Annotated in this window: 28 protein-coding genes; 3 read left to right on the top strand and 25 right to left on the bottom strand. The window is 38.4% G+C overall.

From position 1 onward, the window contains the following. Nucleotides 1–41: 41 nt before the first annotated feature. The 13 genes from trbB to A37Q_RS0104225 form a co-directional block, all read right to left on the bottom strand. Nucleotides 42–995 (bottom strand): P-type conjugative transfer ATPase TrbB, encoded by a 954-nt coding sequence (gene trbB, locus A37Q_RS0104285; protein WP_018299041.1) that lies wholly within the window; start codon nucleotides 993–995, stop codon nucleotides 42–44. Next, nucleotides 992–1,504 (bottom strand): signal peptidase I, encoded by a 513-nt coding sequence (lepB, locus tag A37Q_RS0104280; protein WP_018299040.1) that lies wholly within the window; start codon nucleotides 1,502–1,504, stop codon nucleotides 992–994. Before lepB ends, trbB begins: the two co-directional genes overlap by 4 nt. Further along, the gene (locus tag A37Q_RS0104275; protein ID WP_018299039.1) at nucleotides 1,504–2,637 is read right to left on the bottom strand and encodes a type IV secretion system protein; all 1,134 of its coding nucleotides are present in this window, start codon (nucleotides 2,635–2,637) and stop codon (nucleotides 1,504–1,506) included. The genes lepB and A37Q_RS0104275 overlap by 1 nt, the downstream gene beginning before the upstream one ends. An 8-nt stretch (nucleotides 2,638–2,645) precedes the next feature. Next, nucleotides 2,646–3,020 (bottom strand): hypothetical protein, encoded by a 375-nt coding sequence (locus tag A37Q_RS14600; protein WP_018299038.1) that lies wholly within the window; start codon nucleotides 3,018–3,020, stop codon nucleotides 2,646–2,648. A gap of 11 nt (nucleotides 3,021–3,031) precedes the next feature. After that, nucleotides 3,032–4,279: a TraB/TrbI/VirB10 family type IV secretion system protein gene (locus A37Q_RS14595; RefSeq protein ID WP_018299037.1), complete on the bottom strand. Its 1,248-nt coding sequence runs from the start codon at nucleotides 4,277–4,279 to the stop codon at nucleotides 3,032–3,034. A gap of 11 nt (nucleotides 4,280–4,290) precedes the next feature. Next, complete coding sequence (locus A37Q_RS0104260; RefSeq protein ID WP_018299036.1) at nucleotides 4,291–5,331, bottom strand: TrbG/VirB9 family P-type conjugative transfer protein; 1,041 nt, start codon at nucleotides 5,329–5,331, stop codon at nucleotides 4,291–4,293. Then, a complete protein-coding gene (locus A37Q_RS0104255) occupies nucleotides 5,328–5,990 on the bottom strand; it encodes a VirB8 family type IV secretion system protein (protein WP_018299035.1) in 663 nt (220 codons plus the stop codon). Before A37Q_RS0104255 ends, A37Q_RS0104260 begins: the two co-directional genes overlap by 4 nt. 3 nt (nucleotides 5,991–5,993) lie before the next feature. Further along, on the bottom strand, nucleotides 5,994–6,614 hold the full coding sequence (locus A37Q_RS0104250; protein ID WP_018299034.1) for a hypothetical protein: 621 nt from the start codon (nucleotides 6,612–6,614) through the stop codon (nucleotides 5,994–5,996). After that, the gene (gene trbE / locus A37Q_RS0104245; RefSeq protein ID WP_018299033.1) at nucleotides 6,601–9,063 is read right to left on the bottom strand and encodes a conjugal transfer protein TrbE; all 2,463 of its coding nucleotides are present in this window, start codon (nucleotides 9,061–9,063) and stop codon (nucleotides 6,601–6,603) included. Before trbE ends, A37Q_RS0104250 begins: the two co-directional genes overlap by 14 nt. Nucleotides 9,064–9,068: 5 nt before the next feature. Then, nucleotides 9,069–9,323: a VirB3 family type IV secretion system protein gene (locus A37Q_RS0104240; RefSeq protein ID WP_018299032.1), complete on the bottom strand. Its 255-nt coding sequence runs from the start codon at nucleotides 9,321–9,323 to the stop codon at nucleotides 9,069–9,071. A gap of 27 nt (nucleotides 9,324–9,350) precedes the next feature. After that, nucleotides 9,351–9,683 (bottom strand): TrbC/VirB2 family type IV secretion system protein, encoded by a 333-nt coding sequence (locus A37Q_RS14590; RefSeq protein ID WP_018299031.1) that lies wholly within the window; start codon nucleotides 9,681–9,683, stop codon nucleotides 9,351–9,353. 159 nt (nucleotides 9,684–9,842) lie between these two features. Then, nucleotides 9,843–12,932, bottom strand: a complete 3,090-nt coding sequence (locus A37Q_RS14585) for an efflux RND transporter permease subunit (RefSeq protein ID WP_018299030.1) — start codon at nucleotides 12,930–12,932, stop codon at nucleotides 9,843–9,845. A 31-nt stretch (nucleotides 12,933–12,963) separates the two neighbouring features. Then, nucleotides 12,964–14,085 carry an efflux RND transporter periplasmic adaptor subunit gene (locus A37Q_RS0104225; RefSeq protein ID WP_169710229.1) on the bottom strand — a complete coding sequence of 374 codons (1,122 nt, stop codon included), beginning with the start codon at nucleotides 14,083–14,085 and terminating at the stop codon, nucleotides 12,964–12,966. 165 nt (nucleotides 14,086–14,250) lie between these two features. Between A37Q_RS0104225 and alr the strand changes: the two genes are divergently transcribed. Further along, nucleotides 14,251–15,390 carry an alanine racemase gene (gene alr / locus A37Q_RS0104220; protein ID WP_018299028.1) on the top strand — a complete coding sequence of 380 codons (1,140 nt, stop codon included), beginning with the start codon at nucleotides 14,251–14,253 and terminating at the stop codon, nucleotides 15,388–15,390. On the opposite strand, the gene can is transcribed toward alr, so the two are convergent. Genes can through aroA form a run of 5 tightly spaced genes read right to left on the bottom strand, consistent with a single transcriptional unit; the run spans nucleotide 15,387 to nucleotide 19,498 of the window. Beyond that, nucleotides 15,387–16,064, bottom strand: a complete 678-nt coding sequence (gene can / locus A37Q_RS0104215; RefSeq protein WP_018299027.1) for a carbonate dehydratase — start codon at nucleotides 16,062–16,064, stop codon at nucleotides 15,387–15,389. The genes alr and can overlap by 4 nt on opposite strands. Nucleotide 16,065: 1 nt before the next feature. After that, complete coding sequence (ansA, locus tag A37Q_RS0104210; RefSeq protein ID WP_240402934.1) at nucleotides 16,066–17,121, bottom strand: asparaginase; 1,056 nt, start codon at nucleotides 17,119–17,121, stop codon at nucleotides 16,066–16,068. Beyond that, on the bottom strand, nucleotides 17,096–17,566 hold the full coding sequence (gene rnhA / locus A37Q_RS0104205; RefSeq protein WP_018299025.1) for a ribonuclease HI: 471 nt from the start codon (nucleotides 17,564–17,566) through the stop codon (nucleotides 17,096–17,098). The genes ansA and rnhA overlap by 26 nt, the downstream gene beginning before the upstream one ends. Next, nucleotides 17,556–18,161: a class I SAM-dependent methyltransferase gene (locus tag A37Q_RS0104200; protein WP_018299024.1), complete on the bottom strand. Its 606-nt coding sequence runs from the start codon at nucleotides 18,159–18,161 to the stop codon at nucleotides 17,556–17,558. The genes rnhA and A37Q_RS0104200 overlap by 11 nt, the downstream gene beginning before the upstream one ends. 47 nt (nucleotides 18,162–18,208) lie before the next feature. Continuing rightward, nucleotides 18,209–19,498, bottom strand: coding sequence for a 3-phosphoshikimate 1-carboxyvinyltransferase (aroA, locus tag A37Q_RS0104195; RefSeq protein WP_018299023.1), 1,290 nt, complete (start codon nucleotides 19,496–19,498; stop codon nucleotides 18,209–18,211). A 260-nt stretch (nucleotides 19,499–19,758) separates the two neighbouring features. On the opposite strand from aroA, the gene A37Q_RS15780 reads away from it, so the two are divergent. Further along, nucleotides 19,759–20,541, top strand: coding sequence for a response regulator transcription factor (locus A37Q_RS15780; protein ID WP_018299022.1), 783 nt, complete (start codon nucleotides 19,759–19,761; stop codon nucleotides 20,539–20,541). A gap of 100 nt (nucleotides 20,542–20,641) precedes the next feature. Next, entirely contained in the window at nucleotides 20,642–20,917 is a 276-nt protein-coding gene (locus A37Q_RS0104185; RefSeq protein WP_018299021.1) for a DUF6812 domain-containing protein, read from the top strand. A gap of 3 nt (nucleotides 20,918–20,920) precedes the next feature. On the opposite strand, the gene A37Q_RS0104180 is transcribed toward A37Q_RS0104185, so the two are convergent. The 7 genes from A37Q_RS0104180 to fdxA all read right to left on the bottom strand — a co-directional run bounded on the left by A37Q_RS0104180 (nucleotide 20,921) and on the right by fdxA (nucleotide 26,172). After that, on the bottom strand, nucleotides 20,921–22,141 hold the full coding sequence (locus A37Q_RS0104180; protein ID WP_018299020.1) for an aminotransferase class V-fold PLP-dependent enzyme: 1,221 nt from the start codon (nucleotides 22,139–22,141) through the stop codon (nucleotides 20,921–20,923). 87 nt (nucleotides 22,142–22,228) lie between these two features. Continuing rightward, a complete protein-coding gene (locus tag A37Q_RS0104175; protein ID WP_018299019.1) occupies nucleotides 22,229–23,032 on the bottom strand; it encodes a hypothetical protein in 804 nt (267 codons plus the stop codon). Between the two features lie 20 nt (nucleotides 23,033–23,052). Continuing rightward, nucleotides 23,053–23,649, bottom strand: a complete 597-nt coding sequence (gene gmk, locus A37Q_RS0104170; RefSeq protein WP_018299018.1) for a guanylate kinase — start codon at nucleotides 23,647–23,649, stop codon at nucleotides 23,053–23,055. Nucleotides 23,650–23,657: 8 nt separating this feature from the next. Further along, on the bottom strand, nucleotides 23,658–24,533 hold the full coding sequence (gene galU, locus A37Q_RS0104165) for a UTP--glucose-1-phosphate uridylyltransferase GalU (protein ID WP_018299017.1): 876 nt from the start codon (nucleotides 24,531–24,533) through the stop codon (nucleotides 23,658–23,660). Between the two features lie 9 nt (nucleotides 24,534–24,542). Continuing rightward, on the bottom strand, nucleotides 24,543–25,142 hold the full coding sequence (locus A37Q_RS0104160) for a lysophospholipid acyltransferase family protein (protein WP_200403459.1): 600 nt from the start codon (nucleotides 25,140–25,142) through the stop codon (nucleotides 24,543–24,545). 140 nt (nucleotides 25,143–25,282) lie between these two features. After that, the gene (gene gmhB / locus A37Q_RS0104155; protein WP_018299015.1) at nucleotides 25,283–25,840 is read right to left on the bottom strand and encodes a D-glycero-beta-D-manno-heptose 1,7-bisphosphate 7-phosphatase; all 558 of its coding nucleotides are present in this window, start codon (nucleotides 25,838–25,840) and stop codon (nucleotides 25,283–25,285) included. 8 nt (nucleotides 25,841–25,848) lie between these two features. After that, a complete protein-coding gene (gene fdxA / locus A37Q_RS0104150) occupies nucleotides 25,849–26,172 on the bottom strand; it encodes a ferredoxin FdxA (RefSeq protein WP_018299014.1) in 324 nt (107 codons plus the stop codon). Nucleotides 26,173–26,211 lie beyond the last annotated feature (39 nt).

The following is a 26,211-nucleotide window of genomic DNA, read 5'->3' as shown; positions in this document are numbered from 1 at the left end:
GTCAGCTTTTTAAAGATTACTAGCAAAGGCTGTAAAGGGCATTAGCCCATTTGACAAGGAGTAAAAATATATTGATTATTTTCATAGCCTGCAAGCTCAACAATATCTTTGATCTTACGCTTTCCTGATTTATCTCGCTCAATAAAAACAATAATGTCAATTGCTTGAAGAATCAATGTTCTAGGTACACGCACCACTGCTTCTTGAATCAAATCTTCAAAACGATATGGCGTCGATTCAACACTGTTTGCATGGATAGTACAAACACCGCCTGGATGCCCCGTATTCCAAGCTTTTAATAAATCAAGTGCTGAACCATCTCGAACCTCACCAATAATGATTCGATCAGGGCGCATTCTAAGTGACCCCTTAACCAAATCTTTCATACTGATATGCAGTGTAGTTGTCATGGTCACAAGGTCTTCAACTTTCACTTGAAGCTCAGGCAAATCCTCAATCACTAAAACACGCTCATCACTTCCCGAGAGCTCCGCTAAAAGTGCATTGGCAAAGGTAGTTTTTCCTGAACCTGTCCCGCCAACAATAACAATATTTTTGCGCTCAAGCATCGATTTTTTTAAATATTGCTTTTGATTCACTGACAGTGCTTCTTGTTCAACATATTGATCTAATGAGAAAATGGCAACCGCTCTTCTTCGAATAGAAAAACATGCCTGAGATACAACAGGCGGCAGCCAGCCTTGAAAGCGCGCACTTTGAAATGGCAATTCCGCTGAGACTTCTGGGTGCTCTTCATTAGCTACCTGATTTTTAAATGAAGCAACCAGCTTTAATATGTTCTCACTTTGCTCTTGAGAAATAATTGTATCTGTTGCGACCTTGCCTTCACCTATTTTTTCATAATGCAGTCGCCCATCTGGATTAAGCATAATTTCAATGATTTTTTCATCAAATAAATACGACATAATTTGTGGGCCAAATGCTGTTTCCAACATTTTTAATTGGCGATCTTTAATCACATTTTGCTGTATCATAATTTCACTGCCTTTGCGGTAATTTGTGCTTTACTAATTAAGCCATAATAACGGCTGTCAAATGATTTTGGATTTGAGATACCTTGCATAAAATAATGCCCCTTAGGAATAATACCACAATAGCGAAACACCGGAAGCATTCTATGCTGGTCATCAAAACGCTCAATCTTGGCAATTTCTTTTGTATTTAAATAAACCTTATGGTCTTTAATACAAAGCTGATCTCCGGGAACCCCTACCACTTGTTTTAATAGTGGCACCCCTTTTGCCAACCACTTACGCTTAACAATAAGCTCTTGTGTTTTTTGATTTGGCCAAAAAACAACATCATCATTTCGCTCTATCTTGTTAGTGTAATAAGTCAAATAGTATCCCTCCGGCATGCTTGGGGTGAGCTGTTTTATTATCCCAACATGGTAATATTGTAATAATACATAAATAGCATACATTAAAAGTACGCTCACTATCCCACAGGTAAGCGCAAAAAACCGACCATGCTTTTTGCGCATTATTCTTTATCAACAACCTTTTTGATCGTGCTATCTGAAATACTACGATTAATATTCGATGCATCTGATACTTTCTCTTGTTTTCCACCGCCTCCGCCGTGCACTGTTGTAGAGACGTTAATATTTGCCGCTTGCGCTGGTGTACTGACACTTTGTGATCCAGATACCACTGTTGAAGCCGCCTGCATGGAAACAGTGTTATTTGCTGCTGATTGTGTGCTTTGCATAGAAGAGCCTGCCTGCACTGAAGATACATTTGGATTCACATACGCTGGAGGCTGATTCACAACCACATTACTGGCATGTGGAGAGCTTACATTTTCAAAAAGATTTCCACCTGGTTTACCTACGGCTCGCGCCAAATAAGAAGGCAACGTATAAAGCAAGATCAATAAAACAAAGGACGTAAAAAATAATGCCAATGGCTTCTCAAGGCTTGTTGAATCAGTAATCGAGGTGATTTTTAAACTTTGGAATAATGTAAAGGCCACCCCTAGAATCAAAATCACGGCAAATAGCCTGACCCCTGCCCTTAAAAGGCTTTGTATGGCACGATTAAACAAATCTTGAAGTGGTTTTAAAACCCCAAGAGGTATAATAATCAATGACAAAACAGCAACAAAATAAAATAACACAACTGAGATGATAATTTGTGCGCCGATTGCTGCAAAGATAAGTAGAAGGCCCATCCCAAGGACAAGATACAGCATTGACAATCCAATGTTAAATGTACCATATTGCACAGAGACTTTTAGCATGGAAACACCGGCTTTAAAGCCAATCACCCAGACTTTCCCAGGGCTAAATAATAATGCTTTAGACTTCTCAGGCGACACGATGTATCCCACCTTGATGAAAATTTCCAAGACAAACTGTAAGAGTGCTGGGAAGTATTGTATGATGACAAAGAAAAAGCCTATCTTAATAAATTTTACAATCAGATTGCCTACGCCTTCATCTTGTTTAATCACCCACACTAGCCCAAAAATAGCTAACTCAAGCGCTGCCACTACAGCCAATAAAGTTACTGCTGAAGACTGCAGCGCACTAAATTTTGCATTAATATGCTCAATAAATCCAAATTGAATCTTATCGAGTAGTTGTGTCCCTAAAATACTGGTTACATTATCCATAGCACACCCTAATTTCCTTGATTATTACTATCATTTAAAATACCTTTAAATGGGTTCTTAACTGGCGTGCCATCGCCTCCTCCGCCTTCAAATTGATCAGAGGTTGGGTCTTGTCCAACATCGGCAAAAAAGTCCTGCTTTGACTGACCATCATCTTTCAATAATTTGTCAAAGACTTTCAAGCCCTTAGTAGTTTTCTTGTTCATCTCCTGCATTAACTGATTATTACTATTGTTGTTATTACTGCTACTATTATTTGAATTTTGCGTGTTATTTTGATTATTATAATCGTTATTGGAATAGTTATTATTACTGTTGTAATCATAAGCAAAGCTAAATGTTATACTCATTAAAAACATTAAAATCACACTGATTACTTTCATCATATTCCCCATTAACCGTTATAAGGCGGAAGGTAGGTATCTTTCGTTACTAATACAGAAAACTCTTTCCCAGCATTAATCGTAATTGTTGGCTTGATATTCATTGCCCTATCAGTAATTTTACCACCCACTTGCTGAGCAGTCTGACCCAAACTTTGTAACACTGAGCTCTGTGCGACACCTGAGTAGTTTGGTACACAGTTATTCCCACTGCTATCACACACTACTGTATTTTGCTGCTGTGCAACCTGTGCTGCTACTGCTGGAATATTAAAGACGGTGGATAATGCCGCAGCACCAATTAACTGCCCCCAGTGATTATCAACTTCATCTGATAAACCAGACATCCCCTCATCATCCATTCCTTGCTGGTTCGGCAGAATAATTGAGGTGCCATCTGGACGAATCAAACGAATAAACTTCACCTGCACACGTGTATCTCCATACTGAACGCTGGAGTTATACTCTCCAATAAGAGAGCTCCCTCGTGGTATTAATAAAACGGTGCCAGTTAGGGTGTCATAAACATCTTTTGCCACACGAGCAACGATGGTTCCCGGTAAATCTGATGAGATTTTCGTTTGCAAAATAGCAGGAATTGAGTTACCCGCCATAATGACATTTTCAGAGATGGGTTTTTGAATAGTATTTTGGTTGGTAATATCTTTTGCCGTTAACCCACCTTGCATAAACTTGGCACGCTGCTGCTCTGGAGTTTCTTTGCCCGTTGATGGCTGATTACCTAATTTTTGCTGCTCTTTTTTATTATCCTGAGGAATAGGTCTTGGCGCCCCACCACCAAAAAATATTGGCGCATTCATCGCTTCTCTATCCATTGGAGAATAGCTAGGCTGCGTTGGCTGAGTGGTTCTTGGTGTACTCTTTAAAGAATTGATTTGAGCTTGAAGCTGTTGAAGCTGATTTTTCTGCTGATCAATCATACGTTGAAGCTCTGGGTTTTGCTGCTGAACAACCTTAACAGGCTGATCCATCCCTAAGCGTTTTCTAATCGCCTCAGCATCTTTATAACTTGATAGGTCATTATTTATTTTCAGGCTACTACCTGAGCTATTTGCAGATAAATTAGAAGAGTTTACATTACCACTTTGTCTTTTTTGCGTATTAATTGAAAATATAAACGCAATAATAACGATCAGCAGAATTGCACCACCCACAACTGTAATGAGCTTTTTATTCAACTCTGAAGATTTTGGCGGCGGTGTTTTAACCGATAACTTTTGGCGCTCTTTTTTAGACATCAGTACACCTTCTACTCACTTTTAGGGGCGATTTCAACAATCGTTTCACCCGATTTTTTCGTTCCAACTTTTAGATAAGCATGCTTAATAACTGTGTCAATGACCATATAATCCCCTTGCATGCGCCAGTTGAAATTTGATGTGCCATAACCAGAGTCACCACTTGATTCCACAAATGGAACTGGCATAGGCGCATTACTTTGAACCACCTCATGTGGGAATTTAATATAGGTTTGATGTCCAACAGAGAAAATTTGCTGTGGATACCAAGTTGGAATATCTCCTTTTAGCATTTCCCATTTATAGTTAAACTGCATTTTAGAAATATCTATATTTAAATCACCACCTGATTGTTTTGGCGGCGGTGGAATAGGTGTTCCTGTCGTGCTTGCATTCATTTTACCTAAATTTGCAGCATCAAAACCTTGCACCATATCGCTTGGATATTGCCACTTCACAGACACCATTGCTTGATCTGGGTCTACTGACTTTAACACCAAATGATAGGTGCGTTTATTCGTTGTGACAATCATCGAGTTAGTCAACCCTGCCTTTTGCGGCTTAATCAGAATATGCCAGCGTAAGGTTTTCTCATCCCCACTGTAAGTAGACGCAATTTGCCAACGAAGTGTATCTCCTGCAGCTTGAGAGATGATTTTTTCATCTGCGCCAAATTGGATATCCGTAATCGTCAAAGGCGCTGTATAGATAGTATATAATGCCCCTGGCATATAATTATACGTCATCATTGCATTGAAAAAATCATTCTGATCAGGGTATTGGGTCGCGGTCAAATTTGCATCTTTAACTGCCTTCTCTTTCGTAGCAAGTGGCGCTTTCACTGCTTTCACTGCAGCGGTGCTTGGTACGGGTCGAAGTTGACCTGGAACCGGCACTGGCACATATTCTCTAATGACTTTTGACTGTTCACTTGCCGGCTTTGCTTGGACAAAATGACCTGATTGGATATCAGCTTTGTAAGCATTTGAAGCACATCCTGCTAATACAACGCTAGAAAGTGGCACCATATAGGCTATTTTTCGTAATTTCATTGACTTGACCCTTTTTCGCTAAATGAGAAGAAACCGATTCTTAATCCAAGTGGATTCACCAACATCTGATTTAATGTTTTTGGCGCAATGCTTGGCGCTAATGTAAAGATTCCTGAGTAAATATTTGCACTTTCAACTTGACCACTGTGATTATAGGTAGTGATTTGGAAAGTAATCTCAAAACTATTATTGCTGACTTTATTTGCATTATTAATCACGGTTGTAACAGTAGAATCCCCTATTTTTTTCAATGGGTTTAATGCCTGATAAACCTGTTTTAATTGATCTTCTGCTCTACCTGAGACAGACAAAAGTGCAATCTGCCACTGTTTATTTAACACAACAGGATCAAGCGGTACTTCTGTGATATTTTTGATAAACTCACCGACAAATGCGATCTTTTGTGCATCAGTTGGAAGATATCCTTGAGATGCAGGCTGCACATTGACTATACTTTCATTTGGCTTAACTTCAGCCACATAAACATAGGTTTGCTGACGATTGGCTTCAATAATAATAGCCACTAACAAAAGAACACAAATCAGCAAAATAAAAATGCTGGCAGCCATCCAGTTCCTTGCTTGCTTTTTCGCATTTCCGATGCGGTTTTCCCACTCTTCATATGCTTTTTGATAATTAACTTGTTGATTATCACTCATTTACTACAACCTTTGTATCGATAGTCGATTAATATAAATACCAAGTGGATTTGTTTTTACTTTATCTGGGGAGTTTATTGTTGTTTGACTAAACATGCCTGTCATGTTGGCAAGCGGGTTTCCTTTATCATCAACAAGTTCACCTGCAAAACTCATGCCATTAATAACAAATTTATCAAATACGACTTTGTTGGCAGAAAGCTGATGCATCCATTGAGCCTCTTCTTTAATTGCCTCTTTTGCCTCAAGAGAAATATAACTATTTCCCTCCAACTGATGCATTGGCTCAAATAGACTTTGTTTTACAAATTCCGCCAAAATAGGTGTTGGAAGAGTATAGCGTAAGCCTAATAGCGCTGGCGGAGATTTCAAATAGCCTTTATTTGTAATTTGCTCAGTAATAATATGATAAGGCGTTGCATTAAAAAAACTAATTAAAATAAGGCTAAAGATAAATGCGACCGTAGAAGATATAAAAAAGACCAAGCGCCACATATACGCTTTTTGCACATATTTACCAACAGGCTTATCAAATGCTTGACCCAATGGCTGAAACGGCGTAATAACCTCACTTTGTCTATAGGTTTGTATCTCTTTACCAAATGGATAACTAGTCGGCTGCATCCAGACCCTCCCCATTTGGTTTTTCTAGATAGTGCTCTTTAATAATATCATTAGCCCAATCTAAGTTTTTAGCATGTAAATAGGCATGAATAAAATGCTCATAGCCTTTATCTTGTGCTAATAACTTTCTAATATACTTTCTATCTTCAGGTCGACTCACTGCACAAAAGGCAAGCGCGATTGGCCCTAGCCCTAACTCAAACAAGCAGTTTCCTTTATGCGACTGAAAGTAATACTGGCGCTTTGGCATTGCATGACCTAGAATCTGAACTTGGCGCAAATTTAAACCTAAAGCTTCATAACCTTGTGCGACAGCAGGCTCCATTGCCCGATCATTTGGCAGAAAAATGCGTGATGGACAAGACTCATTTAATGCTGATACCAATGGCGATTTAACGGCATCATCCACAGACTGTGTGGCAAATACTACTGAAACATTTAACTTTCTCAATGTTTTCAGCCATTCTTTAATTTTATTTGCAAAGATAGGATGATCTAAGAACAGCCAAGCTTCATCTAGAATCATTAAAGTAGGCCTGCCATCAAAGCGTTTCTCTAGCACATGAAATATATAAGCCAATACTGGCGCAATAATATTAGGCATCGCCATTAGGCGCTCCATTTCAAAACACTGCCAGTTTGCTTCACTGAAAAACTCTTGATCACAATCAAGAATTTCACCATAAGGGCCACCTAAAACATACGAATCAAGCGCCATACGAAGTGCTCTATCTTGCACAAAAGAGCGAAGCCCTGTCAGGGTGCGCTGCTCCTTTGGAGCTTCAGATAGATTAACAAGTGCTTGCCAAACAGCTTCTTTTACCTCAGGGGTAATATCCACTCGCTCATTAGCTAATAACCCTAGCACCCAATCATGCGCCCAAACACGCTCTGCATTTTGATCTATTTCTGCTAATGGCTGAAAGACAAGACCGCCTTTGCCAATATCACCTACTTCATAAAAATGCCCCTTTACCCCCTGAGTCAGTGCAAAAAAGCTTGCCCCTTTATCAAAAATAAACACTTGCGCATCTTTATAACGTAAAAATTGTGCAGCCATCACATTTAAAAGAACAGACTTACCTGCACCTGTTGGGCCTAGTATCATCTGATGACCAACATCACCAATATGATTTGACAGCCTAAACGGTGTATTTCCTGAGGTTCTGGCGTATAGAAGTGGAGGCGCATTTAAGTGTGTATTATAATCAGGACCCGCCCAAACGGCTGAAAATGGTAACAGATGAGAGAGGTTCAAACTATGCATTAAGGGAGTTCTTACATTTGCATTAGCCTGTCCAGGAATAGATGAAAGCCATGCTTCTACCGCGTTAACCGTTTCAGCGACTGTTACAAAGCCAAGTCCATTGATAACCCGCTCTACTTCACGCTGTTTCTCATATACTTTTTCTTGATCTTCATCCCATACAGTAACCGTGGCAGTATAATAGCCAAAAGAAACCAGATCATCTGCCACTTCAGATAAAGCTTCATCTGCATCATGTGACTTCTGCACGGCAGCGCTATCTACCATCGCACTTTCGCTTTTTGACATAACTTCTTTTAAAATCGTCAACCCACCTTTTCTCTTGGCAAACCATTGACGTTTATAACTTTTTAGAATTTTCTCCGCATCTGTTTTATCAAGTGGTAAAAATCGTGTCACCCAACGATATTGAATTGGCAGATGGTTAAGCCCATCTAAAATGGCTGGCACGGAGGTTGAAGGAAAGCCTAAAATGGAAACTGTTTTCAAATGATACTTTCCAAGCTTTGGCTCAAGCCCACCTAAAAGCGGTGTATCGGCAAGCACCCCATCTAAGTAACTTGGGTTATCTGGAACGGCTACTTTATGCGCTCGCTCAGAGATGCAGTTATGTAAATAGCTTAGCGTTTCTTCATCGTTCAATTCACGGATTTCATACATAAAATCCTGCATGATGTCATACAGCTGATTCACAGTGGCTGAGAAGTAATTCATTAGCTTCTTATAACCCACATCCTGCTCATCATTTTTCTTTTGGCGAACAAAAACGCCTGAGATTTTAGATACTGACTCTTTTTGCGGCAAATATTGAAAGGTTAGAAAATACTCACTCTCATAGTTTTCACCTTCTCGCTCAAACAAATCTTTACGTTCAACATCAATAAGCCAACTAATTGGATCAGGGAAATAGTTTTCTGTTGGGTAACTTTGGGCTGGTTTTCGCCTTGCTTCTATATAAAGTGCCCAGCCTGAGCCCAAGCGTTTTAAGGTATTATTTAATCTTGCAGTAATCGAAACCAACTGGGATTGTGTAGATGATTCTAAATCTGGCCCACGGAAACGGAAGGTCTTTTGAAAAGAGCCATCTTTATTTAAAATAACACCCTTGGCAACGAGCACTGCCCATGGTAAAAGATCCGTTAAACGATCCGGTTTTTTACGAAACTCCCCGATATTAAACATAGAGACTATACACCGTAGTAATTTTTTTGTTTAACATGCCTTACCATTACCTGAAAAAATTGTGGATCTTTCTTAGTCATCAACACCGCAGCAGTATGCAAGATAATAAAGATAGGAATCCCATACCAAGACTGCATACCAAGTACAATTGCAGCACAAAGTGTCGCATTGAGTATGAAAAACTGCCTAGGAACCCCAGCAGTCAGCATTGGTGTTGTTAAGGAATTATGAATTTTAATAACAAACCCTGCTACAGCCATACCTTCTCCCTGCAAATAGTCGTTTGATTAAAAGACAAGCCCAGAGCCACGATGAAATAGCCCTGAAATTAAACTTGCGGCAGTAAAGGCAATTGCAAGACCCATCACAACTTGAAAGAGTCTTCTCACCCCACTTCCACCTTCACCAAATGCAATACCAAGACCTGCAATAACAATACAAATAACACCTGCCATCTGGGCAATTGGTCCTGAAATGACATTCATAATTTGCTCTAGAGGCCCCGTCATTGCCGAGAAGGCATTGTTTTGTGTATCAACAGCATAAGCAGATACAAACATAAACGGCATCATAGACACGCTGAAAAGCGCCCTTTTTAGCCACGCACAATATCGTTTCATTCATTTTCTCCTTAGTAGAATTAAGCAATACTCAAACTAAAACACTTCACAATATTAGCTTAATTACCTAACAAATCAAGCATGTGATGCCTAGATAAACCTTTATTTACAAGCGTTGATCATTACAAGCAAAAGTCAAGTCAATAGTGAAAATACTCGCTATTTTCTCTGATCTGCTGTTAGTAACATTTTGTTTTTTAACAATATCTTTTTCTTTTTATGGTCTAAAGGAGAAAGAATCAAATACGCAACAGGGACAATCAGCAAAGAGAAAATTGTTCCAAAGCATAAGCCCCCGACAATAACCCAGCCAATCATATTATTTGATATATTGCCAGGGCCTGTTGCAAGTGCAAGCGGGATGGAGCCCAGCACCATCGCTAAAGTCGTCATTAAAATAGGTCTAAGGCGTGTGATTGCACCTTTTTTAACTGCTTCAACTAATGTCACACCTTCTTTGAAATTTTCATTTGCAAACTGTGTAATCAATATCCCATGTTTACTAATCAGCCCCACCAGTGTAATTAAGCCTATATTGGTAAATAGATTCAAATCCCCTCCTGTTAAGAGCATCGTAACTAACGCCCCCACAATCGATAACGGGACAGTTAAAAGAATGATAAAAGGATCAACAAAGCTCTCAAACTGCGCGGCAAGCACCAAATAAATGAAAATAAGCGCTAATGCGAACAAGCCAAACATCGTGCCACTTGAAGATAAAAAGGCTGACATCCTGCCGCCATAATCAATACTCGCGCCATGTAAATTCGTATCATTCACAATACTATTGATCTTATTATATACCTCACTCATACTATAGCCATCAGAGATATTGGCACTAATTTGCGCTGTATTGACACGATTATATCTAAATAAGCTGCTTTGCCTAACCTCAGGCGTCATTTTAATCAAATTTGCCAGCGGCACCATTAAACCAGATGAGCTTGGCACGTAAATTTTATTCAAACTATCAAAGCTTGTCAGATCTTGCATGTTCATTTGCACCAATACCTGATAACTCTTATCGTTCGTTTTAACATCCGTGATATGCTTACCGCTCATTAAAATACTAAAGGTATCGGCAATATTTTGCGGATCAACCCCGACACTTGCTGAGAGGTTGCGATTAAATGAAACATTATAGACAACATTATCAAACTTCAGCCCATTATTGACATTATTCAGTCCCGGATAACTCATTAACTTATTGGTTAAGGTTGCCGCTGTTTTTGCCAAAGTATCGATGGGGCCTACGTTATGTAAATAAACTATGACATCTGAGGAATCTGCATCAGAGCCAAAACTAACAGGATCAGGAATACTCATACTCACTTTAATCCCTGGGATTTTTTGTGCCTCTTTTAATAACTTGGTAATAATCTCATTGGTTGGAACTTCTCTTTTTTCTCCCCAAGGCTGCATCGTAATAAAATTATCCGCATTCCCTTGGAAGATATACTCTGCATTATTCAGAATATACGGATTGTCCTTATAAACATTTTTACTTAATATACCCATGTAATAGTTTGTATAATCAAGCGCAGCACTTGGTGGTGAGGTAATGGCAGCCTCAAAATAGCCAATATCTTCTTTAGGAATAAACGACTGAGGTACAACTTTAAATAGCACATAACAAAGCACCGCTAACGCAACAAGAAGTAATACAATCCAGTATTTGATTTTAAGGATCACATCCAAAACATGCGCATAAAATGCATTAAGCCATACAAATGCTTTGTTTAACAGCATCTCAATGCGTGTTTCTTTTTCTCTGGCGTGCATGATATACGCGCACATCATCGGTGATAAGGTTAATGCAACAAAGCCAGAGATAAGCACAGCTCCTGCCAAAGTAAAAGCAAACTCTCTGAATATGGTTGCTGTAAAGCCAGATAAAAACCCAATCGGCGCATAAACTGCTGCCAATGTTAATGTCATTGCGATCACCGAAAAGCCAATTTCAGCACTACCTTGAATAGCTGCTTCTTTTGGTTTTTTACCCATTTCGATATACCGATGGATATTTTCCAACACAACGATAGCATCATCCACCACTAAACCAATGGCTAAAATAATAGCCAGCAAAGTGACAACATTAATACTAAATCCACACAAGAGCATAACGCCAAAGGCGCCAATCACACAGACAGGTATTGTTAAAATAGGAATTAAAGAGGCTCGAATACTCCCTAGAAAAATAAAGACAACGAGCATTACCAGAATAATTGCTTCAATCAAAGTATGATAGGCATCCGTGATTGATTTTTGCAAAAATATAGACTGATCATAAATAATATCCACTTTCATGCCAGAGGGAAGATTTCCTTTTACCTTCGACATCTCAGCTTTTGCTAGATCAGCCACTTCAATTGGGTTTGCATTATCAGTAGGCCTTAGCTGAACACTAATGGCATTTTTGCCATTAATCAACATTGGTGAATCAGCAAGACTGGCATTACCTAAATTCACCTGTGCTATATTTTTCAAATATACTGGCTGTCCATTGACTTCTTTGACAACCAAGTTTTGAAACTGTTTTGCAGTCTTAATGTCAGTATCAGAGCTGATAGAAAAATTCCTATACTTTCCGCGAACGCTACCGCCAGCAAAGCTAATGTTATTACTCTCCAGCATAGTTTGCACATCAGATACAGTGATACCTAAGGCTGCCATTTTCTGCGGATTCAACCAAATCCGCATAGCATAGTCGCTCGCACCATATACCCAAACAGCGCCCATGCCCGGAATGGCTTGAAAGATTGGCAGCACATTTCTTTGCACATAATCTCGAATTTGCGCAGAGCTCATCTTATTATCAGTAAAGCCTAAATTGACAACAGGTCTTTCAACACCCCCTTGAGTGATGCTCGGCGGATCAATATCTGCTGGCAGCTTTTGTGACATTATACTTGAAATATTATCTCTCACCTGCCCCATGACATCAGTTAAATCTGCTGAGTCTAAAAAGGTCAAATTAATTTTACTATTCCCATATGAACTAGTTGAAGTCATTTTTTCAAGCCCATCGATATTATATAGGGCATTTTCAACAGGGATTGTGACATCATTTAGCATTAAAGAGGGGGATGCGCCTGAATAAGAAATAGAAACCTGTGCAATTTTTTGCTGAATTTTTGGGAAATATCGGATTTCAAGATAGCTGTACCCTACGATACCAAGTACGATAATCATCAGGCTTAGAACAATAGCAAATACTGGACGCTCAATACATATTTTCGATAATTTCATCTATAAATCTTCTACCGTAAGTTATAGCTGCCTATTTAGAAGGCGTGCTCATTCCACTTTTATCTGTATTCATATTGATTTTAATTTTCTTTGACAGCGCTTCAAAATTAGGCGGGGGAATATCTGAAATACTCACTTTTGCGCCATCAAACAACTTATTGCCACCGATCGTTACAATCTTTTGTCCTTTTTTAAGTCCTGATTCAACCTGCGTCCAGCCTGAGCGAATTATACCTGTCTCAATTGGCACTTTTTTCACAGTGTCTCCACCTTCAAGCGCATACACAAAACTACCCTGCTGCTCAACTTGAACAGCCATATCTGGAATCACCAGTATTTTTTTATCTTCTTTTAATATTTGCGATACAGACATAAACATACCAGGAGACAATAAATAATCATCATTAGCAACTTCAGCTTCTATTTGAATCGTGCCACTATCTGTATTGACCGTTGGTGAAATATAGTTCACTTTTCCTGTAAAGGTTTTATCTTTGTATGTATTTGTCGTTAAAGAGACTTCATTGCCAATTGCCACCTTTGGTTTAAAATCAGAAGGTATGGCAAAGCGTATCTTAAGCGGGTTTTCCTGCGTTAACTGAACAACGGCAGTTCCAGATGGAATATACGCGCCAACATCAAATTGGTAAATCCCCAGCACGCCCGTTAACGGTGCTTTTAAGGTATCTTGCTGAACAACATTTTGCTGTTGCTCTACATTTGCTTTTGCTTGTTGTAAATCTGCAAATTTTTGATCGATATCTTCCTGAGAAATAGCCCCTGATTTTTTTAACAACTGGACGCGCTGATAAGTTTGTTTGGCAAGATTAAGCTGCGCTTGCAGAGATTTCAAATTCGCCATATCTTGGGTATCATCAAGTGATGCAACACTTTCTCCAGCAAGCACTCTATCACCATTTTTAAAATATTTATGTTCAAGCTTACCACTATTGTTGAAACTTAAATTCACCTGATTAATCGCATATAAATGCCCAACAGCTGTAATCGTTTCAGGCACTGTAATCTCTTTTACCTCACCAACATTAACATAGGTAGGTGGCGTCTTTTCCTCCGATTTAGCTTGTAAGGTGGAAATCAACAAGGCACCTATTGCCAAACCGCAACCAACGGATTTAGTCAATTTTTCAATCATCATATAAATCTTAAATGTAATATACATAACAGAGCTTTAACTACATACCCTGATTATAGCTACTCATTGGCATAAATCTAAATAAAAATATGTCTTAAAACAGCAAATCTACAGTAAGTTTATCTAAAGCTTTGGATTCCAGTTGTGCTTGATAAAAGTTAAGATATGCTATTAGCTATCTCAAACCAAATTTTCTTACCCTCCTACATGACACACTTTGACCATGAGAATTTAAGAGCATATGCCTACATTGAAAAAGATAACCTACTGCATAACTTAACGCAGATAAAAATGCTCCATCCAAATAAAAAAACCATCGTAATGCTAAAGGCAAATGGTTATGGTCATGGTGCTGTGGAGATTGCAAAGCTTCTAGATGGAAGGTGTGATTACTTTGGTGTTGCTAGTATTGAAGAAGGCGTTGAGCTTAGAGAAAATGGCATTTATCAGACGCAAATTATTATATTCTCAGGCTTTTTTTGCGCGCAAAGCAGTGATATTTTAATTCAGTTTCAGCTCATTCCCATTATACATAGTGTTTATCAATGTGCGTTTTTAACCAAATACTTTCAAAAAAGTTTTTCAGAGATCTGGCTAAAGGTTAACTCTGGCATGAATCGCCTTGGGCTTAATTTCGAAGAGTTTAATCTTTGTTATGAAGAGCTCTCTACAAACACAGATAAATCCATTAATGTTCTTACTCATCTTGCTGAATCTGAAAGCCCAGATAGAAGCTTCACACTGCATCAAATAGAAGCGTTTATAAAGCTTATTCAGTCAAAATCAATTAAGCATATCAGCATTTTTAACTCTGGTGCAACCATTGCCTATCCAGAGGATACATTAAGTGATACGATTCGTTTTGGCATTGCGCTTTATGGCATTAACCCGACCCCATTAAAGCGCACCATTACACTTAAACCTGTGATGAGTCTACATTCACATGTCATTGCAATACAACAAGTCGATAAAGGGCAAAGCATTGGTTATAACCGCTGTTTTATTACAAAACGTCCAAGCACCATTGCCATTGTTTCTATTGGCTATGGTGATGGCTACCCTCAAACTATACAAAATGGCACCCCTGTGATGATTGAAGGTGAGATATACCCAACAGTAGGCAAGGTGTCTATGGATCTTATGGCGGTTGATATAACAGATAGCTTAAATAAGGTTTCCATAGGGTCAATTGTGACACTTTTTGGTGAAAATTTGCCTATTGATACAGTCATTCAGCAACAAGATATTAGCGCTTATTCACTACTTACAGGAATCTCACCTCGTGTAAAAAGGATTTATATTTAATATTTTAGGTTCCCTGCATCTTGCTCTATTTGTTCAAGTGCTTTTGTTTTGAATGACTTTAACTCTTCATTTGACTCAACACCAAAGGCAATTTGTTTTAAATGTCCATCAGACAAACCATAAACAACCGCATGGATCATGACACTTTGCCCTCGCTTCCAAGCATCTTGAATAACCGTGGTTCTAACAACATTTTCCACTTGTTCAACTGCATTTAACTCACACATAATGCCATGTTTTTGCTCAGCCGGGACCCGATCAAGGCACTGACTCACAAAATCTTCATGCTTAACCGCTACATCTTGAACATGTCTCAACCAATTATCAATCAAGCCATGTGATGCATTCTCTATCGCCGCTTTAACACCGCCACAACCATAATGCCCACAAACTAGAATATGCTTTACTTTTAAAACATCTACCGCATATTGAAGAACTGATAAAAAATTTAAATCCGAGTGAACAATCACATTTGCTACATTTCTGTGTACAAAAACATCCCCCGGCAAAAGACCTAGAATTTCATTTGCTGGCACACGAGAGTCAGAACAGCCAATCCACAAATATTCAGGCGATTGCTGTTTTGATAGCTGTGCAAAAAAATCTGGATTTTTCTTATTGACGCGCTCTGCCCATCTACGGTTTTGTTTCATTAATTGTGTCAAATGCTTCATTTTAACCCTCTTGTTTCTCTGTCAATTCACCATATAAATTCTCTACCAGTAAGCCTTTAACCTTCTCTAGAGAATCCCTCTCACTACTTAATAGGTAAAAAAGCTTCGTTAATGCTGCTTCATCTGTCATATCAAACCCTGATAAAACACCCGCTTTAATAAGCGCTGTTCCTGCCTCATAAACCCCAGCTTTCACGCTTCCAGTCAGGCATTGTGAGCAATTAACAATTATTACTCCTTCAGTTGAAGCCTTTGTTAAAATTTCTATGATTTTGGGGTTATCCATAATATTACCCGCACCATAGGTTTTAAGCACAAGCCCTTTTAAATTCGACTTTAAAACCTGCGACAAAATTTCAGGGTCAAACCCAGGGAAAATGCTCAAAATAGCTACTTTGGATCGTTGAAAGTTTTGAAGCTCTTCTAACTTCCTTTGAACATTAAAAGCCATCTTAGGCTGCAACCTTGCTTTATCGAGCTTCACATCAATCCCAACTTCCCCAAGAGCAGGATAATTAGGGGAGGAAAATGCATCCATTCCCTCTGAGTTTACTTTAACCGCACGATTGCCACGAAGTAGCTTTTTATGGAAAAATAAGCACACCTCTGAAATATGCTCATTCGCGGCTAAAATCAAACTATGTAGAATATTATCACTTGCATCTGATCTCAGCTCAGAGATGGGGATTTGCGAACCGGTACAAATAACTGGTTTTGATAGCCCACCTAATATAAAAGACAGCGCCGATGCTGTATAGGCTAACGTATCTGTACCATGCAAGATAACAAAACCATCATAATCGTTATAATTTTTAACAATATCGGTTGCAATATCAATCCAATCTTCAGGTTTGATATTTGCCGAATCAATTAGGTGTTCATATTCATGAATATAAAACTCAGGCACTTCATCATGGTAAAAATCAACGATCGTCTTTATTTTGTCAACCAAGTAATTTTTCTTTGGCGCATAACCATTGACAGTTTTTACCATACCAATGGTGCCACCTGTATAGATTACATAAACACGCTTATTCACCGGCATTGACCTTCCCATTTTTCAACATTTCCACCCCTTTGTTTGCTAAAGCATCTGCACGATCATTTAAAGGGTGATTACTATGCCCTTTCACCCAGCGCCACTGCACCTCATGTTTTTGACAAAGCACATGAAGTGATTGCCAGAGCGCTTGGTTTTTAACCGGCTTTTTAGCGGATGTTTTCCAGTTATTCTTTATCCAATTGTCCAGCCAAGACTCAATGCCATTTTTCACATAACTTGAATCTGTATAAAGCTCAACCTGACATTTATATTTCAATTGAGACAATGCTTCAATGGCAGCTCTTAGCTCCATTTGATTATTGGTTGTATCCCTCTGGCCTCCAAAAATCTCTTTTTCTTTACCTTTATACAACAAAACAGCCCCCCATCCTCCATCTCCGGGGTTGCCTTTACATGCACCGTCTGTATAAATAACTACTTTTTTTGTTTTAAAGAACATGCCTACTCTCTTTTGAAAAAACCTTATTTGCACCAACTGCATATTTCCCCTGAGTGCTTCTTAGCTTCTTTGCTTGCTCTAACACAGGGGTCATAGGAATATGTTTTTGATTACAGCAAATGGTAAAGGATTTTGAATAAATCTCTGGAATTAAATGACTCACCCAGCTGCGAACCTGATAGAAGACAAAGCTATCATAATAATAACAAATTGATTTTTTAAATCGCCTTTTTAATAAGAATTGATTAATCCATTTAATCGAGGCTTTGCCATTTTGCAAAATCAAAATTTGCCCACCTTCACTCATCACACGTTCTGCTTCTTTTAGAATACTGATCGTTCTTTTGTAATCTTCTTCAAAAACATTTTCCAGAACAATCAGCTCAAAAATATTGCTTAAAAACGGCCATGCGCTAGCTGAAAACTTAGCACCAAATGTTTCAATATTTGTCAAAAACCCACTTGTTTTATAACAATAAAGCGCCTTAACTGCATCACTTACTTCGCTTTGCGAGTTTGCTGTAATGACTAAACAATGGCGAGCACTTAGATCACCTAGTATTACTTTTGCATCCTTAAGCTGTTTTTCTTTCATGCAAGCAAGTCTTTTTGAATATAGCTAGTAGTGTAACGTTAAAGGGCTTATTGGCAAAACATTTTATTCATTCTTTCAAAGTAATCAGGACAAGTCTTAGCGACACACTCAGCCCCATCAACCACGACACCTTCCTGCCTTAGACCAATAAGCGCTAAAGACATTGCAATTCTATGATCATTGTAGCCTTGGACAACAGCAGATTTTAAATTTGATTTATCTGGATAAATATGGATGCTATCTTCAGTTTCTTCAGTATAAACGCCCAGTTTTGTTAGGCCATCCACCATTGCACTAACACGATCAGACTCCTGACCTCTTGTGTGTGTCAAACCACTGATATGCGTTTCTGAGTCAGCAAAACAGGCTAGTGCCACCAGGGTCATAAATGTATCTGAAAAGTTTCTCATATTAACGCTGACACCTTTAAGTACTCTTGGACCAATAACACAAATCGCATTGTCTTCTTCAACAATGGTACAACCCATTTTCTGTAAAACAGATAAAAATTGAATATCCCCTTGTATGGCATTTTTCGTTACATTTAAAATACGAACCTCACCTTGAGTGAGTGCTGCCGCAGCCCAAAAATAAGAGGCAGTGGAAATATCAGGCTCAATATAATAATGCGCGCCCCTATAACCCTCTTGATAAGGAACATAATAACGATTTTCATCCACTTCAAGCACCTCTACAGTCACCCCAAATTGCTTCATAATAGCCAGTGTCATCTCAACATACGGCTGAGGATGATCTGTTTGAGAGTGGACTTCTAACCCGCCTTCTATATAAGGCGCTGCAATTAAAATGCCTGATAGAAACTGACTACTTTTCCCACCGAAAACACTAACAGGTTTTGATTGCAGTCCCTTGGCATGTATTTTCATTGGCAATCGATTAGGCACATCTAAATACTCAGCTGTCATACCCAAGTCATGTAATACTTTCAATTGATCTTGAATAGGCCTTTCTTTCATTCTGGGCGCTGCATCTATTGTATAAACACCTTCTTGTTGTGCCGCACAAAGAGGAATAATAAATCTAGTTAATGTTCCAGCCTCATTGCAGTATATTTGGGCAGCTTTATTTGGAAATGCGCCGCCAGAGCCTGTAATTTTGATTGTATTTTTTATTTTATCCTCTTCAACAGGAATCCCTAGCGCTTTTAAAGCCTCTACGCCTGCAATAACATCTTTGTTTTGTGGCAAATTTTCAAGAATCGAGACGCCGTTTGCACACGCTGCGATCAACAGCACCCTATTTGATATACTCTTTGAGCCTGAAAGCGAGACACATGCTTTTACTGGACAACGCGCAGGAGATAGACTTTTTTGCATTATGATTTTTATACAACTTATTGTTTATTCATAAACGTTAAACGCTAGTTTACGACTTTTCATTGTTTAATCAACATTCTAATTGGCGTATTTTCATGATATACTCTGTCCATCTCAAACTTAGCAAAACTTTTCATGATTTCGCTGTAATTTACTGTATATATCTTGCAATTTTATAAATATAATAGTATTTTTACAGTGAGCATTATTTGGTCACATTAAATTATTAAATTTTATTATCAACTTTCTGGGGAGTAAAGATGAAAGACAATAATAATACAGTGCTACTTGTGAGCACAGATCAGGAACATAGCAAACAGCTGACGGGATTCCTTGGTCGTTATCTTTTTGAAATTGTTCATGCCTCATCAGGTAATGAAGCAATGGAAATTCTACAGGATAACACCAACCCACAAGCGGTTATCCTTGATCTACTTTTACCTGACATGTACGGAATTGAGCTGTGTAAAAACATTAGACAACGCCTACCTCATACACCGATCATGTTTTTATCGACCGTGACAGACCCAACTGAGATTGTACTATCATTTGAAGCTGGCGCAGATGACTATGTTGAAATACCTTATAACCAACATATCTTTTTAGCACGTTTAAAGGCAAAATTGCGTACGAGAAAGCCCAACAATCAACCACTAGAAGTTGTCGATGTTGCTGATATCAATATCAATGAATATTCAAAGATTCAGTTTGGAAAATGGCTATATCAACCACGCAAATCTCTAGTAACTCATCCAGATTACAATGAAATCTACTTAACAGATAAAGAAAATGCGTTGTTAAAATTGCTACTATCAGATCCCAGTCGTACTTTCTCACGCGAGGACATTGCAAAGTATCTTAACCTAGCAGGCAAAGAGAGCATGATTCGTGATGTTAATATTCATGTGCATAGATTGCGTAGCAAACTCACTCAAGGACATAACTCAAGCTCCCCAATTAAAGCTGTACGCTCCCATGGCTACACATTAGACTCTTATCTCACCTATATTTATGATGGCAAAGAGATCTCTTGCTTGAAATAAGCACAAGCTTAACTTAATCAAACCCACCTAACTTTTCTTGTTTTCTAGCTATACTAGAGATGAAAGCATTCATCACAGACTAGGATTGTTAGGAGTTACTATGCCGTTTTACTTTAATGCTGCTGATTCAAAAAATAGTGCACGAGAGTTTATTGAGGTTGCTATTTACACCCCATTCTATCAACTAACCGGCGAAATTTCTGTTCGTGTTGGCATTCGCTTAACTGACCATTTAAATACTGAAATTGACGGCAAATTTGTTGCTGTTAAAAATGCTAAGATCTATAACAGCAATAATCAAGCCATTGCTGAGTACGGCTTTTTAAATGTGAGCACTGAACACATCATCCTAGTTTGCCCCTTAGATAAAAAATAATCTTTAACTTAACATTTTCATTGCTTTTTCAAGCCCTTTAACCAATAGGTCAATATCCTCAAGCGTGTTGTATACCCCAAATGAAGCACGCACTGTTGAAGGTACATTAAAACGCTTTAATAATGGTTGAGCACAGTGGTGTCCCGTTCTTACACAGACACCCGATAAATCAAGGAGCATCCCTAGATCATTTGCATGAAAGCCTTCTATGATAAAGGTAATAATGGCGGCTTTTGATTCACTTTGCCCTATGATTCTCAAACCTTTAATCTGAGAAAGTCTCTGAGTGGCGTAATCCAAAAGCACCTTTTCATGGCTTTGAATAGACGCAAAGCCCAACTTTTCTATATACTCTATTGCTTTAGACAATCCGATAACACCAACAATATCAGGCGTCCCTGCTTCAAACTTATAAGGCGCATCAGCGAACGTTGCCTCATGCATGCTAACCTCTTTAATCATATCACCCCCGCCTTGATAAGGGGTCATAACATCATGCCATTTTTTCTTTGCATATAATACGCCAACACCTGTCGGTCCATATAATTTATGCGAAGAAAACACATAAAAATCACAATTGAGCGCCGCTACATCTATACGCTGATGCACAACAGATTGCGCGCCATCTATCAATACAGCAAGGTTATATTTTGCTTTTACTTGATCGATAATTTCTTTAACTGGGTTGATTGTTCCAAGCACATTAGAGCAATGCGTCAACGCCAACATTTTAGTTCTATCTGAGACAAGCTTAGACAACTTTTCAAGATCCAAATCACCATCATCTGTAACAGGAATATATTTTAATGTCAGTTTTTTTTGTTTGGCAATTAACTGCCACGGGACAATATTGGCATGATGTTCCATTTCAGTAATAATAATTTCATCACCTTCATTAAAATAATTCTCTAGAAGTGAAAAGGCAACAAGATTAATTGCCTCTGTCGTTCCTTTTGTAAAAATCACTTCCTCTAGATGTTCAGCATGAATAAACGCTTGTACTTTTTTTCGCGTTGCTTCATATTTCTCTGTCGCCTGATCGCTCAAAGTATAAACACCACGGTGTACATTAGCATAGTTATTTGTATAACTATCAGCAATTGCATTGATCACGCATGCAGGCTTTTGTGCTGATGCACCACTATCTAAAAAGACGACAGGTTTCCCATGAATTTTTTGCTGTAAAAAAGGGAAGTCTTTTTTTACTTTCTCAACTTCAAACATATACTTTGGAATTAGCTTGGTTTTTCTGCCACCATTGTAATCGAATTTTCTAGATGTGATAAGGCATAGTTACCATGAACAACAAACTTAAAAAATGAATTTCACCATTACGCCAGTATTAATAGTATAATTTTCAGGCTCATACCATGTGCGTGTATCTCCTTTAGCAAACTCCGATTGTTTAATATTCCAATATTGTATATATGGACCAATAAGCCAACTAAGCATATGCTCTTTGCGACCAAATAGCGTATATGCATTTGCACCATAGCCATCATGCTGCGCATTGGTAAATCCACCATCTGTACCAGAGTATTGATAACCATAAGCAAATATATCAAACTCAATTTGACTCTGCCAAATCCACTTATTCCAAACTTTCGTCAATTGAAGGCCAATCGGCACATAGAAATAATTTGAGATACGCTCATATCCCCCTTCTACATTATCCGTCGTATTATTATACAAATAGCGATATCCAGCACCAATATATGGCAGAAGAGAAACCCCTTTAGAATAAAAAGAAATACGATAGCCTATTTTGGGTGAGAGATTTAAGATATAACTTTTATCATTGTGAAAAGTCAACGGTGTTCGCTCGAGCGTAATAAGATTAACACTACTCCCATCATATCGCCCATTGACAAAGGCAAACCCGCCATTTATCCAAAGTACTATATTCTTAGTGCTAATATATTGGTATTCACCCTCAATGCCAACCAAAGGCCCTTGAATATTCATAAGACTGGGTTCTGCATATTTATAATATCCCAAAGAGGGAGAAAGAGAAAAAATTGAACAGCCTCCTTGCGGCTGTTCTAAACAACCCGCCCAAAGAGACAGTGGCGCACAAAGTACAGTTGTTAAAAAAAATCGCTTATAATAACGCATTCACCTTCCACAAATCCATTTTAACCTAAATGGAAGTGTAGATTATCTTTTAAGGTTTGCACACGGAAAATTGCTTTTAGATCTTCTAATGCTTCTTCAAATATCGAATTAATAATAACATAATCATACTCATTAGCATGCGAGGCTTCACTAAGCGCCTTATCCATTCTATTTTGAATAATCTCTTTGGCATCTTGGCCTCGCGCAATCAGTCTTTCTTCCAGAATAGATAAAGATGGTGGCAGAATAAAAATACTAATACACTGATCAGTAAAAATTGCTTTTGCTTGTCTTGCTCCTTGCCAATCAATCTCTAAAATTACAGATTTGCCTTGATTAATCAGCTTATCAATTTCACTTTTTGATGTCCCATAGTAGTGATCAAACACCTTGGCATACTCAACAAAATCACCCTTGGAGATTTTCTCTTCAAAATGTTCTTTATTTATAAAGAAGTAATCTTGAGCATCTATTTCTTTGGCTCTTGGTACACGCGTTGTATGTGATATGCAAACACCAATATCATCTCTTTTCTCAAGAAACGCCTTTACAAGTGAGGTTTTTCCAGCCCCAGATGGTGCAGAGATAATATACACCTGCCCTTTTTTATTTAGCATATATTACCTTAATTACTTTGACTTTGCTTGCTCATCGCTTTAGAAACATACTCTGCAAAGCTTTGACCTAATGCTTTATCTTTACAAGCCAACTCAAAATTTGCAATCAAAAACCCAAGCTTATCCCCACAGTCATAACGTTTCCCCTGAAAAGGGTATGCGATTAAACGTTGTGAATCAATCAACCGTGCAATCGCATCAGTCAGCTGTATTTCACCGCCAGCACCTTTACCTACCTGCTCAAGAAGAGAAAAAATCTCTGGTGTCAGAATATACCGCCCAACCACTGCTTGCGTTGATGGCGCTTTCTCTGGAGCGGGCTTCTCAACAATAGCTTCAATACTCTTATCAGCTCTTGTTTTCACAATTCCATATGATCCCGTGTCTTTTTTAGGTACCTCCTGTACAGCAATAACACCACATTTTTGATAATAATACTGCTTCATCATTTGACTAAGTGCACCAGAATCACTATTGCTAATAAGGTCATCTGCCAGCAAAACAGCAAATGGCTCATTACCCACCAAAGGCTTTGCACATAATACCGCATGCCCAAGTCCCAAGGCTTCTTTTTGACGCACATAGGCGCAGTTCACATCTGGTGGCAAAATATTTTGCACCATTTCCAGCATTTCAAGTTTATTTTTCTGCTCTAGGTTATATTCAAGCTCAAAGTTTTTATCAAAGTGATCTTCTATCGCACGTTTATGCGTACTGGTTACAAAAATCAAATCTTTGATTCCTGCTTCAATCGCCTCTTCTACCGCATATTGAATAAGTGGTTTATCTACTACAGTTAACATCTCTTTAGGCGATGCTTTTGTTGCTGGTAAAAATCGTGTTCCAAGACCTGCAACAGGAAAAACTGCTTTTGTTACTTTCATTTTTTATCCTTAAGCACCAAGCTTTTTAACTTCATCATTAATCCAGTTATAGCAATGCTCATTGAGCGCATCAACATCAAAATTTTTAGAAGATACCACCTCACCAAAACGAATTACAACACATCCAGGTTTAATAAGACCCGCCTTATTAGGCCAAAATTTACCAGAGTTATGCGCAACGGGCACAACATCAGCGCCTGTTGATTTTGCTAGCATCATTGCCGTTCTATGAAACTTAGGATAACGCCCCACTGGCACTCTTGTTCCTTCTGGAAAAATAACAATATTCAGCCCATCTTTGAGTCTTGCCTTGCCATTTTGTAAAATCTTTTTAAACGATTTCAAATTCTGGCTTCTATCAATGGCAATACTATCAACTGCTTTTAGCCCCTGCCCAAAAAAAGGAATCTTCAACAACTCCTGCTTTAGCACAAAACACGCCCTTGGAATCAGCCCATGAAAAATGACTGTTTCCCAAGAAGATTGATGTTTACAAATAAAGACACATGCATGTTGTGGTATATTCTTTTTACCTTCAACCTTAATACGAAGCCACAACAAAACCACCATCCCCAAATAGGCAAGCTTTGACCATGTCCATGCCGGCATGAGTCTTACTCGTATAGGCGCCTTACACAGATATAAAAGTATCGTGACGCTCGCCAAAATAATAGTGATCACGGCCATATATAGGACAAATACAATTTGTCTAAGCCATAAAAAAGCGCACCATAAAAGTTTCAAAATATTCATTGCAAATAATCCACAAATTTTTCTAAATTATCAAAGATTAAACAATCATCGAGTAAAGCGCTCTTAGTTGCCAAGGTTCTTACTCCTTTGCCTGTTTTCACAAGAACTGGTGTACAATTTGCTGCTATCGCAGCTTCAATATCTTTTAAACTATCGCCAACAAAATACACAGATTGTGATAATGGAATGGATAGTTTTTGACTTATCTCCTCACAAAGACCTATTTTTGGCTTTCGACAACGACAATCATCATCAGGACCATGAGGGCAAATAGCAATATAGTAAATTGCATCTTTTGCATCCCCCAATAAAGAAAACAGCTTATTGTGCATTTCAGTCAGTGTACCATAGCTAAAATACCCTCTTGCAATCCCTGATTGATTTGTCGCAACAGCAAGTGGAATTTTTTTTGCTTTTAAACGTCCAATTGCATTAATAGAACCTGGAATAGGCTGCCATTCATCCGCTGTTTTAATATATTGATCCGAGTCTTCATTAATGACACCATCACGATCAAGGATAACAAGAGAAGGCTGTGAAGTAATTTGGGTCATCAGAGTAGTTACTCTTCTAAATATTGGCGCTTATTTTTAACCTCTTTCCACTGATCAGCATCTTCAGGGGGATCGCATTTCTCTGCAATATTTTCCCATTTCTCTGACAATCTACGATTCAGCTCAACAAACTCCATTTGATCCTCTGGTAGCTCATCCTCAGAGTAAATGGCATTAACAGGACACTCAGGTTCACATAACGCACAATCTATACACTCATCGGGATTAATAACAAGCATATTGGGTCCTTCATAAAAGCAATCAACAGGGCAAACTTCAACACAATCGCCTAATTTACACTTTATGCAAGCTTCTGTAACAATAAAGGGCATAATCTCTTTCCTGGTTATTCATTTATACGGCATATCATA

It is taken from the genome of Fangia hongkongensis FSC776 = DSM 21703 (assembly GCF_000379445.1).
Taxonomy (GTDB): domain Bacteria; phylum Pseudomonadota; class Gammaproteobacteria; order Francisellales; family Francisellaceae; genus Fangia; species Fangia hongkongensis.
Note: the sequence above shows the minus strand (reverse complement) of the source record. Positions and strands in the feature narration are given on the sequence as shown.